Source organism: Streptomyces sp. NPDC048504 (assembly GCF_043200035.1).
Lineage (GTDB): Bacteria > Actinomycetota > Actinomycetes > Streptomycetales > Streptomycetaceae > Streptomyces.
Window position 1 is genome coordinate 220548 of record NZ_JBICXA010000002.1, and the last position, 16458, is coordinate 237005.

The 16458-nt window shown below is 70.7% G+C and carries 16 protein-coding genes and 1 tRNA gene; 4 read left to right on the forward strand and 13 right to left on the reverse strand.

Annotation, left to right across the window (positions count from 1 at the left end; translation table 11 throughout):
- Positions 1–207 precede the first annotated feature (207 nt).
- Entirely contained in the window at positions 208–3462 is a 3255-nt protein-coding gene (locus tag ACGFY9_RS05245) for a S41 family peptidase (RefSeq protein ID WP_393752144.1), read from the forward strand.
- Between the two features lie 145 nt (positions 3463–3607).
- On the opposite strand, the gene ACGFY9_RS05250 is transcribed toward ACGFY9_RS05245, so the two are convergent.
- From ACGFY9_RS05250 to ACGFY9_RS05265, 4 genes are all read right to left on the reverse strand, one after another.
- Positions 3608–3793 (reverse strand): hypothetical protein, encoded by a 186-nt coding sequence (locus ACGFY9_RS05250; RefSeq protein ID WP_393752146.1) that lies wholly within the window; start codon positions 3791–3793, stop codon positions 3608–3610.
- 92 nt (positions 3794–3885) lie between these two features.
- Positions 3886–4797, reverse strand: coding sequence for an SDR family oxidoreductase (locus ACGFY9_RS05255; RefSeq protein WP_393752148.1), 912 nt, complete (start codon positions 4795–4797; stop codon positions 3886–3888).
- On the reverse strand, positions 4794–5720 hold the full coding sequence (locus ACGFY9_RS05260; RefSeq protein ID WP_393752150.1) for an alpha/beta fold hydrolase: 927 nt from the start codon (positions 5718–5720) through the stop codon (positions 4794–4796). The genes ACGFY9_RS05255 and ACGFY9_RS05260 overlap by 4 nt, the downstream gene beginning before the upstream one ends.
- Complete coding sequence (locus tag ACGFY9_RS05265; protein WP_393752152.1) at positions 5717–7237, reverse strand: flavin-containing monooxygenase; 1521 nt, start codon at positions 7235–7237, stop codon at positions 5717–5719. The genes ACGFY9_RS05260 and ACGFY9_RS05265 overlap by 4 nt, the downstream gene beginning before the upstream one ends.
- A 184-nt stretch (positions 7238–7421) precedes the next feature.
- On the opposite strand from ACGFY9_RS05265, the gene ACGFY9_RS05270 reads away from it, so the two are divergent.
- Positions 7422–8066 (forward strand): MerR family transcriptional regulator, encoded by a 645-nt coding sequence (locus ACGFY9_RS05270; RefSeq protein WP_393752840.1) that lies wholly within the window; start codon positions 7422–7424, stop codon positions 8064–8066.
- Here the strand turns inward: ACGFY9_RS05270 and ACGFY9_RS05275 are convergent.
- Positions 8054–8857 (reverse strand): exodeoxyribonuclease III, encoded by an 804-nt coding sequence (locus ACGFY9_RS05275; protein ID WP_393752154.1) that lies wholly within the window; start codon positions 8855–8857, stop codon positions 8054–8056. The genes ACGFY9_RS05270 and ACGFY9_RS05275 overlap by 13 nt on opposite strands.
- A 113-nt stretch (positions 8858–8970) precedes the next feature.
- Between ACGFY9_RS05275 and ACGFY9_RS05280 the strand changes: the two genes are divergently transcribed.
- The gene (locus tag ACGFY9_RS05280) at positions 8971–9447 is read left to right on the forward strand and encodes a GNAT family N-acetyltransferase (RefSeq protein ID WP_393752156.1); all 477 of its coding nucleotides are present in this window, start codon (positions 8971–8973) and stop codon (positions 9445–9447) included.
- Positions 9448–9501: 54 nt separating this feature from the next.
- On the opposite strand, the gene ACGFY9_RS05285 is transcribed toward ACGFY9_RS05280, so the two are convergent.
- The 8 genes from ACGFY9_RS05285 to galU form a co-directional block, all read right to left on the reverse strand.
- Positions 9502–9774, reverse strand: coding sequence for a hypothetical protein (locus ACGFY9_RS05285; protein ID WP_393752158.1), 273 nt, complete (start codon positions 9772–9774; stop codon positions 9502–9504).
- Between the two features lie 220 nt (positions 9775–9994).
- A tRNA-Ala gene (locus ACGFY9_RS05290) sits at positions 9995–10068 on the reverse strand.
- 61 nt (positions 10069–10129) lie between these two features.
- Positions 10130–11440 carry a gephyrin-like molybdotransferase receptor GlpR gene (gene glpR / locus ACGFY9_RS05295; protein ID WP_393752160.1) on the reverse strand — a complete coding sequence of 437 codons (1311 nt, stop codon included), beginning with the start codon at positions 11438–11440 and terminating at the stop codon, positions 10130–10132.
- Between the two features lie 228 nt (positions 11441–11668).
- Positions 11669–12283, reverse strand: a complete 615-nt coding sequence (locus tag ACGFY9_RS05300) for a GNAT family N-acetyltransferase (RefSeq protein WP_393752162.1) — start codon at positions 12281–12283, stop codon at positions 11669–11671.
- A 20-nt stretch (positions 12284–12303) separates the two neighbouring features.
- Positions 12304–12834 (reverse strand): molybdenum cofactor biosynthesis protein B, encoded by a 531-nt coding sequence (locus ACGFY9_RS05305; RefSeq protein WP_393752164.1) that lies wholly within the window; start codon positions 12832–12834, stop codon positions 12304–12306.
- Positions 12831–13343, reverse strand: a complete 513-nt coding sequence (gene moaC / locus ACGFY9_RS05310; RefSeq protein WP_365305676.1) for a cyclic pyranopterin monophosphate synthase MoaC — start codon at positions 13341–13343, stop codon at positions 12831–12833. The genes ACGFY9_RS05305 and moaC overlap by 4 nt, the downstream gene beginning before the upstream one ends.
- 62 nt (positions 13344–13405) lie before the next feature.
- Positions 13406–14728, reverse strand: coding sequence for a gephyrin-like molybdotransferase Glp (glp, locus tag ACGFY9_RS05315; RefSeq protein ID WP_393752166.1), 1323 nt, complete (start codon positions 14726–14728; stop codon positions 13406–13408).
- Positions 14729–14733: 5 nt separating this feature from the next.
- Positions 14734–15636, reverse strand: coding sequence for a UTP--glucose-1-phosphate uridylyltransferase GalU (gene galU / locus ACGFY9_RS05320; protein ID WP_366496916.1), 903 nt, complete (start codon positions 15634–15636; stop codon positions 14734–14736).
- 132 nt (positions 15637–15768) lie between these two features.
- On the opposite strand from galU, the gene ACGFY9_RS05325 reads away from it, so the two are divergent.
- Complete coding sequence (locus ACGFY9_RS05325) at positions 15769–16350, forward strand: 5-formyltetrahydrofolate cyclo-ligase (protein ID WP_393752168.1); 582 nt, start codon at positions 15769–15771, stop codon at positions 16348–16350.
- Positions 16351–16458 lie beyond the last annotated feature (108 nt).

The following is a 16458-nucleotide window of genomic DNA, read 5'->3' on the forward strand; positions in this document are numbered from 1 at the left end:
CAGCTCCGAACGACACGGTTTCGTACATGACGAATGTAGCGCACCTCTCTACGAAACGAAACCGTTTCGTACGTGTGCTGGGTCACGGAGTCGGCCGCGGAGTCGGCCGCGGTGCCGCCCCGCAGCCACTGCCCATCACCCCGTCGCCGCCACGCCGGTGTCTTTTCATAAGTTGCTCCGGTCCGTCCCGCGGAAAAGCATAGGGAGGTGAGCTATCTGCGCCTGCCGCACCTCAGTGGCGACCTCCTGAGCTTCGTGGCCGAGGACGACCTCTGGCTGGCCCCTCTCGACGGCAGGGGCCGCGCCTGGCGGCTCACCGTCGACCGCACGAAGGTCGGCCACCCCCGCTTCTCGCCCGACGGCCGCCACATCGCGTACACGACCTGGCGCAGCCTGGTCCCGGAGATCCATCTCGCGCCGGTCGAGGGCGGCCCCGGCCGCCGGCTGACGTACTGGGGCAGCGCCGACACCCAGGTCTGCGGCTGGACCCCGGACGGCGACATCCTCGCCGTGGCCTCGCACGGGGAGCCGTTCTCCTATTTCACCTGGGCCCACAAGGTCCCCACCGACGGCGACCCCGGCGGCCGGCTCCCCTGGGGCCCGGTCTCCGACATCCAGCTCGCCGACGTCGACGGCGAACGCCGGACCCTGCTCCTGACCGGCACCCCGCCGCACGAACCGGCCGCCTGGAAGCGCTACCGCGGTGGCGCGATGGGCCGCCTCTGGCTGCACGGCCGCCGCCTCCTCGCCGACCTCGAAGGCCACCTGCACTCCCCGATGTTCGTCGACGGCCGCATCGCCTTCCTCTCCGACCACGAGGGCGTCGGCAACCTCTACTCCTGTTCCTACGACGGCTCCGACCTGCGGCGCCACACCGACCACGACGCCTTCTACGCCCGGCACGCGGCGAGCGACGGCACCCGGGTCGTGTACCAGTGCGCCGGTGACCTGTGGATCGTCGACGACCTGTCGGCGGTGGCGACCCCGCGCAAGCTCGACGTCCAGCTGAGCGGACCGCGCGCGGGCCGCCGTACGTACCAAGTACCCGCCGCCCAGCACGTGGACGGCATCTCGGTCGACGAGACGGGCCGCGCGAGCGCCGTCGTCGTACGCGGCAGCCTGTACTGGCTCACCCACCGCGACGGCCCCGCCCGCACCATCACCGACACCCCCGGCGTACGGGTCCGCCTCCCCGAGATGCTGGGCTCCGGCGGGCAGGTCGCCTACGTCACCGACGCGGACGGCGAGGACGCGATCGAGATCGCCTACCTCCCCCGCGCCTCCGGTGAACGCGAACCCCGCCGAATCGCCTCCGGCGAGGTGGGCCGGGTACTGGAGCTGGTGTCGGACACGGCGGGCGAGCGCCTCGCGATCGCCGCACACGACGGACGGCTCCTGCTCCTCGACGCCACGGAGGACTCTGGGGGCACCTCCCGGACGGAGTCCGGGGGAGGCGAGGTGACGGAGCTGATTTGCTCGATCAACGGCCCCGTCCGCGACCTCGCCTTCTCCCCCGACGGCACCTGGCTGACCTGGTCCCACCCCGGCATCGGTCGCTCGCTCCGCCAGATCAAGATGGCGCGGATAAAGGACCGTTTGATCGTCGACGTCACCAACGGCCGCTTCGAGGACGAGAATCCGGTCTTCACACGGGACGGCCGCTACCTCGCTTTCCTCTCCTGGCGCGGCTTCGACCCGGTCTACGACGTCCACACCGGCGACCTGTCCTTCCCGCTCGGCTGCCGCCCGTACCTGGTCCCCCTCTCCTCGGCCACGCCCTCCCCCTTCGCGCTGACCCCGGAGGGCCGCCCGGCCGCCGGGGGGCTCGACGCGGCGGAGGACGACGAGGGCGCGGACGGCGCGGTGACGGTGGAGGTGGAAGGGCTGGAGAGCAGAGTCACCCCCTTCCCCGTCTCGGCCTCCAAGTACTCGGCGCTGTACCCGGTTTCGGGCGGCGGCCTGGTCTGGCTGCGCTGGCCGATCTCGGGCGCGCTGGGCGAGACCTTCGCCAACCCGGACGACACCAGCGGCCGCCCGACCCTCGAACACTTCAACATCAGCAAGGCGAAGAAGTCCGAACTGGTCGACCACCTCGACTGGTTCGCGGTGAGCGGAGACGGCTCACGCCTGGTCGTGGTCGACGAGGACGAGCTACGAGCGGTCCCTTCAACGGAGTCCGGCGACAGCGACTCGACGGTCTGGATCGACCTCCGCCGCATCCTCCACGAGGTGGACCCGCCCGCCGAATGGCGCCAGTCGTACGAGGAGGCGGGCCGCCTGATCCGCGCGTACTACTGGGACCCGCAGATGTGCGGCATCGACTGGACCGGGGTCCTGGACCAGTACCGCCCGCTGGTCGAACGGGTGGCATCCCCGGACGACTTCGCGGACCTGCTCCGCGAGGTCCTGGGCGAGTTGGGCACGTCCCACGCCTACGTCACCGCGTCCCGCCGCAACGAGGGCCCGTCCCACTACCAGCGCCGACAAGGCCTGCTGGGCGCCAACTTCGTGCGCAGGGAGGGCGGTTGGGCGGTCGCCCGCATCCTCCCCGGCGAGTCCTCGGACTCCAAGGCCCGCTCCCCCCTGGCTGGCACGGGCATCCGCGAGGGCGCGATCCTGACCCACGTGGACGGCCGCCCGGTCGACGAACTCACCGGCCCCTACCCCCTGTTGGCAGGCGCGGGCGGCACAACGGTCGAGCTGACCTTCACCCCGGCGGAAGGCGAAGGCAGAGCCCGCCGAGTAGCCGTGGTCCCCCTCATCGACGAACGCCCCCTCCGCTACCAGGACTGGGTGGCCAAACGCCGGGCGGTGGTACGGGAGTTGAGCGGCGGCCACTGCGGCTACCTCCACATCCCCGACATGGGCGGCTCCGGCTGGGCCCAGTTCAACCGCGACCTGCGCCTTGAGGTGTCCCGCCCGGCCCTCATCGTCGACGTACGCGGCAACGCGGGCGGCCACATCAGCGAGTTGGTCGTCGAGAAACTCACCCGCACCATCCTGGGCTGGGACCTGACCCGCAACGCCCAGCCGGTGTCGTACGCGTCAAATGCCCCCAGGGGCCCGGTGGTTGCCCTCGCCGACGAAGCGACTTCGTCAGACGGCGACATGATCACGGCGGCGTTCAAATTGCTGAAACTCGGCCCGGTGGTAGGCCAACGAACCTGGGGCGGAGTCGTCGGCATGACCGGCCGCCACCAACTCGGCGACGGCACGGTGATCACGGTCCCCATGAACGCGGCCTGGTTCGACACGTACGGCTGGTCGGTGGAAAACCGAGGCGTCACCCCGGACTTGGAGATCCTCCGCACCCCGCTGGACTGGGCAGAGGGCCGCCATGCACAGCTGGACGACGCGATCAGGCTCGCCCTGGACCTGTTGTCCATCCACCCGGCGGCAACCCCGCCCGACTACTCGGCTGTCCCGGACCGCTCAAGGCCGAAACTCCCCCCACGTTCTTGAGAGGGGGAGGGGGCCGACTCCCGTTCTTTTAGGGGCGCGGGGAACTGCGCGACCAGCCCCCACCGGGCCGGCACCCGACAACGCACCCAAAACGCAAACGTGGGACGCCCCAAAACACAGGGCGCCCCACGCAATCAGACCTCAACTACACGTCGTAGTCCTGGTCCATCTCCTGGTCCATACGCTCCCGCGCACCCTGCCCCGTACGCTCAACGTCCTCTTCCCGCTGCTGACCGCGGTCCCGCGCCTGGTCCTTGCCCTGGTCCATACGGTCCTTGGCCTTGTCCGCGAGGTCCTTGGCCTTGTCCTGGAACTGGTCCTTCATACCCATGTGGGTTCACTCCCGTACTGATGGGGGATTCGTGGGACCCCTCGGTGGGGCCTCGACCAGATTCACACGCCAGGACAAACCTCGCATTTCGATCAGTCACCCTCCGTGACACGCCCCGTGGCCCGCGCCGTAGCCCGAGCCGCTTCGTCCGCCGCCCCACCGGCCCCCACAAGCCCCGACCGCATCCCGTCCAGCCGAGCCCCGAACCGCCGCATCTCCCGCTGCCCCACCGACCCGATGACCCCCGGCAGATACCCCCGCACCCCCTGCATCCCCCGCAGCCACCACTGCCCGTACACATGACTCGACCGCCGCTCGATCCCGGCGACGATCCGGTCCACGGCCGGCCCGAGCGGATACGTCTTGTTCGACGGCCAGGGCAACCGCTCCCTCAACTCCCGCATGACCGCGTCCTGATCAGCCCCGCGCACCATGTCCGTGTCGGTCCACGACAGATACCCGACCCCGACCCGCACCCCCTTGTAACCGACCTCGGCCCGCAAGCTGTGCGCGTACGCCTCGACGCCCGACTTGGACGCGCAGTACGCGGTCATCATCGGCGCCGGCGTGATCGCGGCCAGCGAGGCGATCTGCAGCAGATACCCCCGGCTCTCCATGAGCACGGGCAGAAACGCCCGCGCGGTCACGGCGGACCCGATCAGATTGACCTCGATCACCCGCCGCCACGCGACGGGATCGGAGTCGAGGAAAGGCCCACCGTTCGCGACACCCGCATTGGCGACGACGATGTCGACCTTCCCGAACCGCTCCTTGACCTCGGCCGCGACCCGGGCCATCGCCTCGTGGTCCGTCACGTCGGCGTACCAGTGATCGCTGTCGGTGTGCAGCCGCTCGGAGACCTGCTTCAGCGCGTCCGGTTCCAGCCCGACGAGCGCCAACTTGGCCCCGCGCGCGGAGAGTTTGCGGGCGAGCAGCTCACCGACACCCCGCGCGGCCCCGGTCACGACCGCGACCTGCCCTTCCAGGCCGACCCTGCTGCTCATGCGCCCTCCTTGACCTGATCGAACTCCATGTAGGTGGCGGCCAGTTCACGGATCTTCGCGCTGACCAGCTCCGGCGCCTCGACGGGCGTCATATGGCCGAGCCCGGGAAGTTCGGTGATCCCGACGCAGTTGGGCAGCGCGGCGACGAGCGCCCGCGCGTGCACCGGCGGCGTCATCCGGTCCGCCGTACCGACGACGACGGCCGTCGGCACCGCCAACTCCCGTACGCCGTGGTCGAGATCGAGCGAATCAAGCACCCGCGACCACGCGTACCGCACCGCCCTCGGGCACGCGTGCACGATCCGCGCGCACGCCTCGACCATGTGCGGGGCCGAACCGGGGCCCATCGTCCCGTACTTGAGGATCCGCCGCGCGGTCGGTGTGACCGGCCCGAGCGGTGCCCGCGTCCCCAGTATCTTCCGGGTCAGCCGGGTCCGCATCCGCCCGGCCCGCAACGGCACCACGAGCGACTCGTCGACCAGCCGCGAACTCCCCGTACTGCACAGCAGGACGGCCACCACGTGCTCCCGGAACGCCGCCCGTCCGGCCGCCGCCAGCACGGCCATCCCGCCCATGGAGTGCCCCGCGATCACGGCCTTCTCCCCGGGCGCGAGCGTCTCCTCCAGTACGGCTTCCAGGTCGTCGGCGAGCGCGTCGGTACTGTGCGCGACGGCCACCGGACTGCGCCCGTGACCCCGCTGGTCGTAGGCGATGACGCGGTGGTCGACCGCCAAGTCCCGTACCTGCGCGGCCCAGAAGGCCGTGGAACAGGTCCAGCCGTGCGCGAGGACGACGGCGGGCGCGCCCTCGGGTCCGTGCACCTCGACGTGCAGCCGGGAGCCGTCGGCCGAGGTGACGGTGAGTTCGCGGGCGGGGACGGGCGGGGCGTACGGCCCGGAGGCAACGTGCATGAGCCGGCTCACGCGTCCACCACCTCCGCCTGCTCCGCCGACTGCGCCTTCTTGTCGACCCGCGCTCGCACGACCTCGTACTCCGTGAGGTCGACTCGCCTTGTGGCCTTGCGGAATTCGGCTGTCGTGCCGGGCCAGATGGTGGTGTTGAGACCGGAAGCGTCCATGTACCAGCTCGTGCAGCCGCCCGTGTTCCACACCGTGCGCTTCATCCGTTCCTGCACGCGCCGGTTCCACGCGCTCACCGCGCTCGGCCGGGCGTCGAGGGCGACGCGGCCGCCGAGGACGTCCAACTGCCGTACGTAGTCGGCAAGATAGTTCAGCTGGGACTCGATCATCAGGATCATGGAGGATGTCCCGAGGCCGGTGTTGGGCCCGATGATGCTCACCCAGTTCGGGAACCCGGCCGCGGAGGAGCCGCGCAGCGCCTGCATTCCGCCCTGCCACGCCTCGGCGAGCGTCCGCCCGTCCGCGCCGACCACCCGGTCGGCGATCGGCATGTCCGTGACGTGGAAGCCCGTACCGAAGACGATCGCGTCGACCTCGGCCGAGGTGCCGTCGGCCGCGACGACCGTCGAACCGCGGACCTCGCTCAACCCGCTCGCCACGACGTCGACATTGGGCTGGGCGAGGGCGGGGTAGTAGGTGCGGGAGAGCAGGATCCGCTTGCAGCCGATGCGGTAGTCGGGGGTGAGTCTGGCGCGCAGCGCCGGGTCCTTGATGGCACGGGCCATGTTCCTCTTGGCCAACTGCTCCACCAGGACAAGCTCGTTGGGCCGCTTGGTGAAGGCCTGGGTCTGCAACTCCCTTATGCCCCACAGGAGTCCGCGCCGGGCCTGGGTGGTGAAGGGCAGCGCGCGGTGCAGGGCGCGTTCGGCGCCGCTGATGGGGCGGTCGACGCGGGGCATCACCCAGGGCGGGGTGCGCTGGAAGAGGGTGAGGCGCTCCACGTCGGGCTGGATCGCCGGCACGATCTGGATCGCGGAGGCGCCGGTGCCGACCATGGCGACGCGCTTGCCGCGCAGGTCGTAGTCGTGGTCCCAGCGGGCCGAGTGGAAGACCTTGCCGGGGAAGGAGTCGAGCCCCGGGATGTCCGGGATCCTGGGGTCGGACAGCGGGCCGGTGGCGGAGACGACGAGGTCGGCGGAGTAGGAACCGCCGGTGGTGTCGATGTCCCACCGCAGCCGCTCCGCGTCCCAAGTCATCATCTTGACCTCGGAGTTGAAGCGGATGTGGGGCCGGAGCCGGAAGACGTCCGCGACGTTCTCCAGGTACGCGCGGATGTGTTCCTGGCCGGAGAAGGTGCGCGGCCAGTCGGCGTTCGGCGCGAAGGAGAACGAGTACAGATGGGACGGTACGTCGCAGGCGCAGCCGGGATAGCTGTTGTCCCGCCAGGTCCCGCCCACGCTGTCGGCGCGCTCCAGGACGACGAAGTCGGTGACGCCCTCGCGCCGCAACCGCACCGCGGCCCCCAGCCCGCCGAACCCGGACCCGATCACCGCCACTCGCACATGCTCGCGTTCGGTCATCCCGTGCCCTTCCTCACAACCCACTCGACCACGCCAGTGAACACTGGCGCAGTCGGAGCGTAGGGCAGCTTCGTACTCATGGGTAGGGGTCGGGACAAGGAAAGTTACCCACGGTACGACGTAGGGTGCGGGCGTGGCGGAGAACGCAGAACGGGCCGAACAGGCGGAGAAGCGCGAGTACCGCATGGAGGAACTGGCCGAGGAGGCCGGCATCACGGTGCGCACCCTGCGCTTCTACCGCGAACGCAAACTCATCCACCCGCCACGCCGGGAGGGCCGTATCGCCTGGTACGACGAGACGCACCTGGCCCGCCTGCGCACGATCTCGGCGCTCCTGGAGCGCGGCCACACCCTCAACGGCATCGCGGAACTCGCCGAGGCCTTCGATCACGGCCGCAACGTGGGCGAGTTGCTCGGCCTCGGCGCCCCCACCGAGGAGACGCCGGTACGGCTCACCCCGGAGGCCCTCGCCGACTACTTCGGCGACCAGGCGACCCCGGACAACTTCGCCGCCTCGCTCGAACTGGGCTACCTCGGCACCGACGGCGGCGAGATCGTCCACATCAGCCGCCGCCTCCTGGACGTCACGGCCGCGCTGGTCCGCGAGGGCATCCCCCTCGCCGACGTCCTCAGCGCCGGCCGCCGCGTCCGCGAACACACCGACGCCCTCGCCGAACTCTTCACCGACCTGGTCTTCTCCGGGGGCCGCACGGCGGAGGACCTGCAACGCCTACGACCGCTGGCGAAGAGCGTCGTGGAGGCGGAACTGTCGATGGCGATGGACCGCCGACTGCAGGCCGGCGGCGACCGGGGACCTCAGAGGTCGTAGACCACCGTCACGGGCGCGTGGTCCGACCAGCGCTCGTCATGCGTGGCCGCGCGCTCGACGTACCCCTTGACCGCCTTGGCGGCGAGCCCGGCCGTCGAGACGTGATAGTCGATCCGCCATCCACTGTCGTTGTCGAACGCCCGCCCCCGGTAGGACCACCAGGAGTACGGCCCCTCCACGTCCGGATGCAGGGCGCGCACGACATCGACATACGCCCCGCCCTCCGCGTCGAAGACGCTGCTCAGCCACTCCCGCTCCTCCGGCAGGAAGCCGGAGTTCTTCTGGTTGGCGCGCCAGTTCTTGAGGTCGGCGGGCTGGTGGGCGATGTTCCAGTCGCCGCAGACGACGACCTCGCGCCCGTCGGCGGCGGCCCGCTCACGCAGCCCCTTCAGATAGGCGAGGAACTCACCCATGAAGCGGACCTTCTCGTCCTGCCGCTCGGTGCCGACCTCACCGGAGGGCAGGTAGAGGCTGGCGACCGTGACGCCGGGGAGGTCGGCCTCGACGTAACGACCGCTGCCGTCGAACTCGGCCGACCCGAAGCCGACCTGGACACGGTCCGGCTCGCGGCGGGTGTAGAGGGAGACGCCGGCGCGGCCCTTGGCGGCGGCCGGGGCGTGCACGACGTGCCAGCCCTCGGGGGCACGGACGCGCTCCGGCAACTGCTCCGGCTCGGCCCGCACCTCCTGCAGACAGAGCACATCGGCGGAGGTCTCCGCGAGCCACCCCACGAAGCCCTTCTTCGCGGCGGCCCGCAGTCCGTTCACATTGGCAGAGGTCACAGTGAGCACTCGGGCACAGTACCGGCACACTGGACGCAGTCCAGATCCGCCCCGCACAGACCCTCACGGGCCCGCACAGAACCCCGCAGACCCTCCCTTCGCATAGAAGTACGATACTCGGCATGAATATACGTCCTGTCCCGTTCGACCACCCCGACGCCGTCAAGCTCAACGACCAGGTCCAGGCGGAGTACCACGACCGCTACGGCGACGGCGGCGACGCCACGGTCCTGGACCCGTCGGACTTCACCCCGCCGAGCGGCGTGTACCTCATCGCGTACGACGAGCACGACGACCCCGTGGCCACCGGCGGCTGGCGCTCCCAGGACGCCAACGGCGAGGGCAACGAGGACGGCGACGCCGAACTCAAGCGCATGTACGTGATCGAGCAGGCCCGCGGCCTGGGCCTCGCCCGCCGCATGCTGGCCGCACTGGAGGAGAACGCCCGCACGGCCGGCCGCACCCGCATGGTCCTGGAAACCGGCACCAAGCAGCCGGAGGCCATCGCCCTCTACACGTCCAGCGGCTACGAGCCCTGCGTGAAGTTCGGCTATTACCGCTTCCACGACGACAGCCGGTGCTTCGCGAAGGCACTGTGAGCCCTTGCGACTCCCTCGGCGGTGCCGTTCAGGTCCCGCGGTGCGCGCAGCGACTCACCTGGATATCTCGGCCGTAGAGCCGGCCGTAGAACTGGCCGTGGAACCGTAGGAGCGGAAGGACACCCGCGCATCCAGATCGAGGCTGTTCGCGCCGGCCGGGGACGGCATCCGGAGCACCCTGTCGAGCACCGGCCCCAGCCGGCCACAGCCCGAAGTCCTCGGCGCCGCAAAGCGGTTGTCCGCCACCCCGAAGGCAACGACCAGCGGGTCCTGTGACACGACGGTCGACGCCTCGGTCTCCTTGAGCACCAGCCGTATCGGATCCACTTCGGTACGGACCTACTGGCCCGCTTCTCCCGCGGCTCGGAAGACGCATCACCCGGAGCCCGCCCCGTCCATCTCCGGCGGTTCGCCCTCCCAGCGGACTGAACCCGGCCCAACCCGCACCGGAGAACAGACCCCGGAAACGACGAAGGTCCCACCCATCACGAAGATTGGTGGGACCTCATCAACTACCCCTGAGTGAACTCAAGAACAGTCATTGCGGTGGACCTGTGGGGATTTGAACCCCAGACCCCCTCGATGCGAACGAGGTGCGCTACCAGACTGCGCCACAGGCCCTTGCAACGAGTGAAACTCTAGCATCCCCGTCAGGGTGCTTGGAAATCCGTTCCTTGCCTGGTCACTCGTTGGCGGCGCGGGGCCGTTCGCCGTCCTCGTACTGGTCGAACAGGGGCGTGCGGCCCCGCTCACGGGCGCGGCGGGCGGAGGCGGCGCGACGGGCGTCGGTGCGGCCGTCGGCCGACGGTTTGTCCTCCGACGGGTCCTCCGCGTCCTCGTCCCGAGCGTCCCGGCTGTCCCGGGCATCGCGGTCGTCCCGCGTGGCGGACTGCGCCTCCTGCTCCGGCGCCACGGAGCTGGAGCGGGCCGAACTCCACGCGTCCGGCGCCCCGAGGTCCACGTCGGACGTGGCGCGCGGTGCGACGGGCGCGGTGACGTACGTCGGCAGCGGTACCGGTACCGGGTCCCAACTGTCGCCCTGGCCAGGCCGACGCTGCCGCTCGCGCTGCTGGTCGACCCACTCGGCGTGGTCGGTCTGCTCGACGAGGGCGCGACGGTCTGCGGCGAGCGCGGACAGCCCGGGGTCCGTCTCCGCTTCCGGGCTCTCCTCGGCGTCGTCGATCCCGGCGTCCACGGACGCGCGCCTGCGCGGCTGACGCTCCCGCAGTCGCTGCGCGGCGACCTCGGCCCGGCGCCGGTCCATCTGGTAGGCGAAGCGGCGGCGTTCCTGGGCGCGCAGATAGGCGATGTATCCGCTGAGCAGCACGGCCGGTACACCGGGCGCCCAGAGCAGGGCGAGCCCGCCGACCGCCGCGACGATCGCGCCGAGCGTGAAAGCGAGGAAGAGCATCACGGTGGTACGTCGGCGGCGCGCGAGCACCTTCACCCGCCGGGCGCGCGCTGCCGCGGCCTCCTCGGCGGGGCTGCGCCGCGCGACCGGGACGCGCTTGCGCGCAGGCGCGGGTGCGGACTTGGGCGTCTGGGCCGGCGCGGAGGCTTGCTGGGGTACCGGCTTGGACGCCTGCTCACGCGCCGGTTCGCGGACCGGCTCACGCTCGGGTTTGCGTGCTGATTCGCGCACCGCCCCGCGCTCCGGTTCTCGCGCCGCTTCCGACCGCTCCTGGCTCTGCTGCCGGACGGGCGCGTGCACCTGGGGACGGACCGGGGGCATGGCGAAGGCCCGGACGTCCACCGAGTCGGTGACGACGTCCGGCACGACGGCGCTGGGCTCCTCCTCGGTGGAGCGCGCCCGCAGGTCCTTGGCGTACCGGCGCTCCATTCCCGCCCGTCCGGACAGCAGCCGGATGGCGGTGCTGAAGCGTTCCGTCGGACGGGCCTCGTTCAGCTCGTCCTGCCTACGGAGCCACATCGGCACCAAGTAGGCGGCCCAGGCCCCGACAATGACTGCGTAGATGAGGCCGCTGCTGCTCACGCCTCACACGGTAGAGGGGTTTGCGTGAGGCCATCTGCCAATTGAGCCGGTGTGTCGCACGATCTGGCTGATATTTCGAGCTTTTTTTGTGACCGATGCGATCAACAGGCCGCGGAGTTGGCGAATTCATTGCCCCAAGACGGTCATCCGTCGATCACTTTCGAACACGTATTCCATTTCCGGGCTTCCGGAACTTCCCGCCTCTACGCCTGCTTCCACGCCTCCGGGTTATGCGGGATTGTCGTGCGGGGTGCTCCGGGAGCGTGCCCGCTGCCAGCGGGCCAGCAGCCCCTCGGGCACCTCTTCCGCGGTGAGCGCGAAGACGAGGTGGTCGCGCCAGGCGCCGTCGATGTGGAGATAACGGGGCCTGAGGCCCTCCTCGCGGAATCCGAGTTTCTCGACGACCCGGCGGCTGGGGCCGTTCTCCGGGCGAATGCAGACCTCGATGCGGTGCAGTCCCACGGCACGGAAGCAGTGGTCGACGACGAGTGCCACGGACGTCGGCATCACTCCGCGTCCGGCCACCGATTCGTCCACCCAGTAGCCGATGTGCCCCGAGCACATCGAACCCCAGGTGATCCCGGCGACCGTCAACTGCCCGACCAGGCGCCCCTGGTATTCGATGACGAACGGCAGCATCCGGCCGGAGTTCGCCTCGGAGCGGAGATGCCGGACCATCTGCCGGTAGGTCGGCCGGTGCGCGATCGGCCCGCTGGGGGTGGGCGGCGGAATCGTCGCCTCCCAGGGGCGCAGCCAGTCCCGGTTGCGCCGGTTGACCTCGCGCCAGACGCGCTGGTCGCGGAGTTTTATCGGCCTCAGGACGATGTCGCCGTCCACCAGCACGGCGGGCCAGGATGGGCTGTTCAGCTCGCACCCCCACTGGTGTCGGCGGGTCTGGTGTGATCGCCGCCTCGGATCTGGTCGACGGCGTGCGCCAGCAGGGGCTCCAGGACGGCGAGGCCGTCCTTCACCCCGCCGGTGGAACCCGGCAGGTTGACGATGAGTGTGCCCCGGGCGACTCCGGCCAGGCCCCGGGAGAGCACCGCGGTCGGCACCTTCTCCCGTCCGTACGCCCGGATGGCCTCGGCGATGCCCGGCACCTCGTAGTCGATCACCGCGCGGGTCGCCTCGGGGGTGCGGTCGGTGGGCGAGACGCCGGTGCCGCCGGTGGTGACGACGGCGTCGTAACCGGCGTCTACGGCGGCTCTCAACGCGGCCTCCACGGGGTCGCCGTCGGGGACCACCTGCGGGCCTTCGACCGCGAAGCCGAAGCCCTTCAGGCCGTCGGCGATCAATGGTCCGCCCCTGTCCTCGTAGACGCCGGAGGCAGCGCGGTTGGAGGCGGTGACCACCAGAGCGCGGTACCGCGCGGGCTCGGTGCTGTCGGGCGTCATGTCCGGCTCCAGTCGCCCGACTTGCCGCCCGTCTTCTCCTCCACGCGCACGTCCGTGATGACCGCTCCCTTGTCGACCGCCTTGACCATGTCGATCACGGTGAGCGCGGCGACGGAGACCGCTGTGAGGGCCTCCATCTCGACGCCCGTACGGTCCGTCGTCTTCACGGTGGCCCGGATCCGTACGGCGTCGTCCGCGACCGACAGATCCAGTTTCACACCCGACACCGACAACGGGTGGCAGAGCGGGATGAGGTCCGGGGTGCGTTTGGCGCCCATGATCCCGGCGATACGCGCGGTGGCCAGGGCGTCGCCCTTGGGGACGCCCTCGCCGCGCAGCAGTTCGACCACTCGGGGCGAGACGAGGACGCGTCCGCTGGCGGTGGCGGTGCGCGCGGTCACGTCCTTCCCGGACACGTCGACCATCCGGGCGGCGCCGGCGTCGTCGATGTGCGTCAGTCGGTCGTGCGCAGGGGGTCCGGGGGTGCTCCCTCGGAAAGGCTCAGTCATGCTGTGTGGCGCTCCCGGTCCGGGCGTGTTGTGCGCGACACGGTACCGCCAACCAGGAGTACTCAGCCGAGCAGGACCACTTCGACCTCGGTGCCGGGCTCGACGGACTCGACGTCCTCGGGGACGACGATCAGCGCGTCGGCGAGCGCGAGGGCCGCGACCAGGTGCGATCCGGCGCCCCCTACGGGGGTGACCTCGCCGTCGGCGTACGTCCCGCGCAGGAACTGTCTGCGGCCCTTCGGGGAGGTCAGCGCCTTGTCGGTGGTGAGGGTGGCCCGGGTCGTCGGGCGGTGGACGTCGTCCAGGCCCATCAGGGCGCGGATCGCGGGCCGGACGAACAGCTCGAAGGAGACGTACGACGACACCGGGTTGCCGGGGAGCGCCAGCAGCGGGATGTGGTCGGGGCCGATGGAGCCGAAGCCCTGGGGTTTGCCGGGCTGCATGGCGAGCTTGCGGAAGTCGATCCCGGCGCCCTCCTCGTCCTCGTCGGCCACGGAGGACAGCGCTTCCTTGACGACGTCGTACGCCCCGACGCTCACGCCGCCGGTGGTGACCATGAGGTCGGCGCGGACTAGCTGGTCGTCGATGGTGGAGCGGAGGGTCTCGGCGTCGTCGGCGACGGCGCCGACCCGGTAGGCGATGGCTCCGGCGTCGCGGGCGGCGGCGGTGAGGGCGAAGCTGTTGGAGTCGTAGATCTGGCCGTCGCCCAACTGCTCGTCGGGCTGGACGAGTTCGCTGCCGGTGGACATGACGACCACGCGCGGGCGGGGGCGCACGCGGACCGTGCCGCGGCCGATCGCGGCGAGCAGGGCGATCTGCGGCGGGCCGAGGACGGTGCCGGCGTCCAGGGCGCGGTCGCCCGCCTTCACGTCGCTGCCCTTCGCGCGTACGTGCGCGCGTGCCTCCGCCGAGCGGTACACGTGCACGTGCCCGCCGGCGCCCTCGGGGGCCTGGCTGCGGGCCCGCATGCCGGTGACCGGGCCGTCGCCGAGGCCTCCGTCGGTCCACTCCACGGGGACGACGGCCTCGGCGCCGGGCGGGAGCGGGGCGCCGGTCATGATGCGGGCGGTCTCCCCCGGGCCCACGTGGAGCGGCTCGGCCTGACCCGCAGCGACGTCGCCGATCACCGTCAGGACGGCCGGGAACTCCTCGCTGGCGCCCGCGACGTCCGTGACCCGCACCGCGTACCCGTCCATCGAGCTGTTGTCGAAGGGCGGGAGCGAGACCGGCACCGTGATGTCCTCGACCAGGACGCAGCCCTGGGCGTCGAGCAGTTGCAGCTCGATGGGTTCCAGGGGGCGGACGGTCGCGAGGATGTCCTCCAGGTGCTCGTCCACCGTCCAGAGGCGGTCGGGCCCTGCGGTGCGGGTCGCGGCGGTGCTCAACGTTGCTACATCTCCTCGGCTACGTAACTGCGAAGCCAGGCCCGGAAGTCCGGTCCCAGGTCTTCACGTTCGCACGCGAGTCTGACAATGGCACGCAGATAGTCGCCCCGGTCGCCGGTGTCATAGCGGCGGCCCTTGAAGACGACACCGTGCACGGGGCCGCCGACCTTCTCGTCGGTGGCGAGCTGCTGGAGGGCGTCGGTGAGCTGGATCTCGCCGCCGCGGCCGGGCTCGGTCTTGCGCAGTATGTCGAAGATGTGGGGGTCGAGGACGTAGCGGCCGATGATCGCGTAGTTCGAGGGGGCGTCGGCCGCGTCCGGCTTCTCGACCAGGCCTGTCACCTTGACGACGTCGTCGTCCGCGGTGGCCTCCACGGCCGCGCAGCCGTAGAGGTGGATCTGCTCGGGTGCGACCTCCATGAGGGCCACGACGCTGCCGCCGTGCTGCTCCTGGACCTGGACCATGCGCGCGAGCAGGGGGTCGCGGGGGTCGATGAGGTCATCCCCGAGGAGGACGGCGAAGGGCTCGTGGCCGACGTGCGGAGCGGCGCACAGGACGGCGTGGCCGAGGCCCTTGGGGTCGCCCTGGCGGACGTAGTGCATGGTCGCGAGGTCGCTGGACTCCTGGACCTTGGCGAGCCGGCTCGCGTCGCCCTTCTTCTGGAGGGCGGATTCGAGCTCGTAGTTGCGGTCGAAGTGGTCCTCAAGGGGGCGCTTGTTGCGTCCGGTGATCATGAGGACGTCGTCGAGCCCAGCCGACGCGGCCTCTTCGACCACGTACTGGATCGCGGGCTTGTCCACGACCGGCAGCATCTCCTTGGGAGTTGCCTTCGTGGCCGGCAGGAACCTGGTGCCGAGACCGGCTGCGGGGATGACAGCCTTGCTGATCCTGGGGTGCGACTGAGTCATGCCCGAACCTTATCCGGTGCCTTTGTGCAGAATCTGTGGCTCCGGTTAAAACACTCTCATATGAGCACATTAGGAAGGATACGGGTGGGACCTGTGCGTCACCCACGACGTGAAACCGAGCCTGACAAGCGAATGTTGCGACGAGAGTTCCTCACGGTGAGGAACAGGTTGACGGCCGATGACGTACGGGAGGCCGGCGTCGCGCTCGCCGATCGCGCCCTGGAACTGCCCGAGTTGGCGCACGCGCGCACGGTGGCGGCGTACGTCTCCGTCGGGAGCGAACCCGGAACGCTCGCGCTCTTGGACGCACTCCGCGCGCGGGACGTCGACGTCCTCCTTCCCGCGCTTCTCCCGGACAACGACCTGGACTGGGGCTCCTACGACGGTGAGGGCTCGCTCGCGCGGGTCCGACACGGCGGAAAGATGGCCCTGTTGGAGCCGTCCGGCGAGCGGCTCGGCCCGGACGCCGTGACCGCCGCCGACGTCGTCCTGCTGCCCGGCCTGGCGGTCGATGGGCGCGGGATGCGGCTGGGGCGCGGCGGGGGATCGTACGACCGCGTGCTGGCGCGGCTGGAGCGGGCGGGCGTCCATCCCGCGCTGGTGGTGCTGCTGTACGACTCCGAGGTCGTCGAGCGCGTGCCCACGGAGGCGCACGACCGGCCGGTGCGGGCGGTGGTGACGCCCTCGGGTGTGCGGCGGTTCGCGGGGAACTGAAGTGGGGGGGGGGCCGGGGGGGGGGGGGGCGCGGCTGGGTGGGGGTGTGTTTTGTCGGGGGAGGGGGGGGGAACAAGCGGTGGGGGGTGGGGGCGGGGTCGCCCGCGG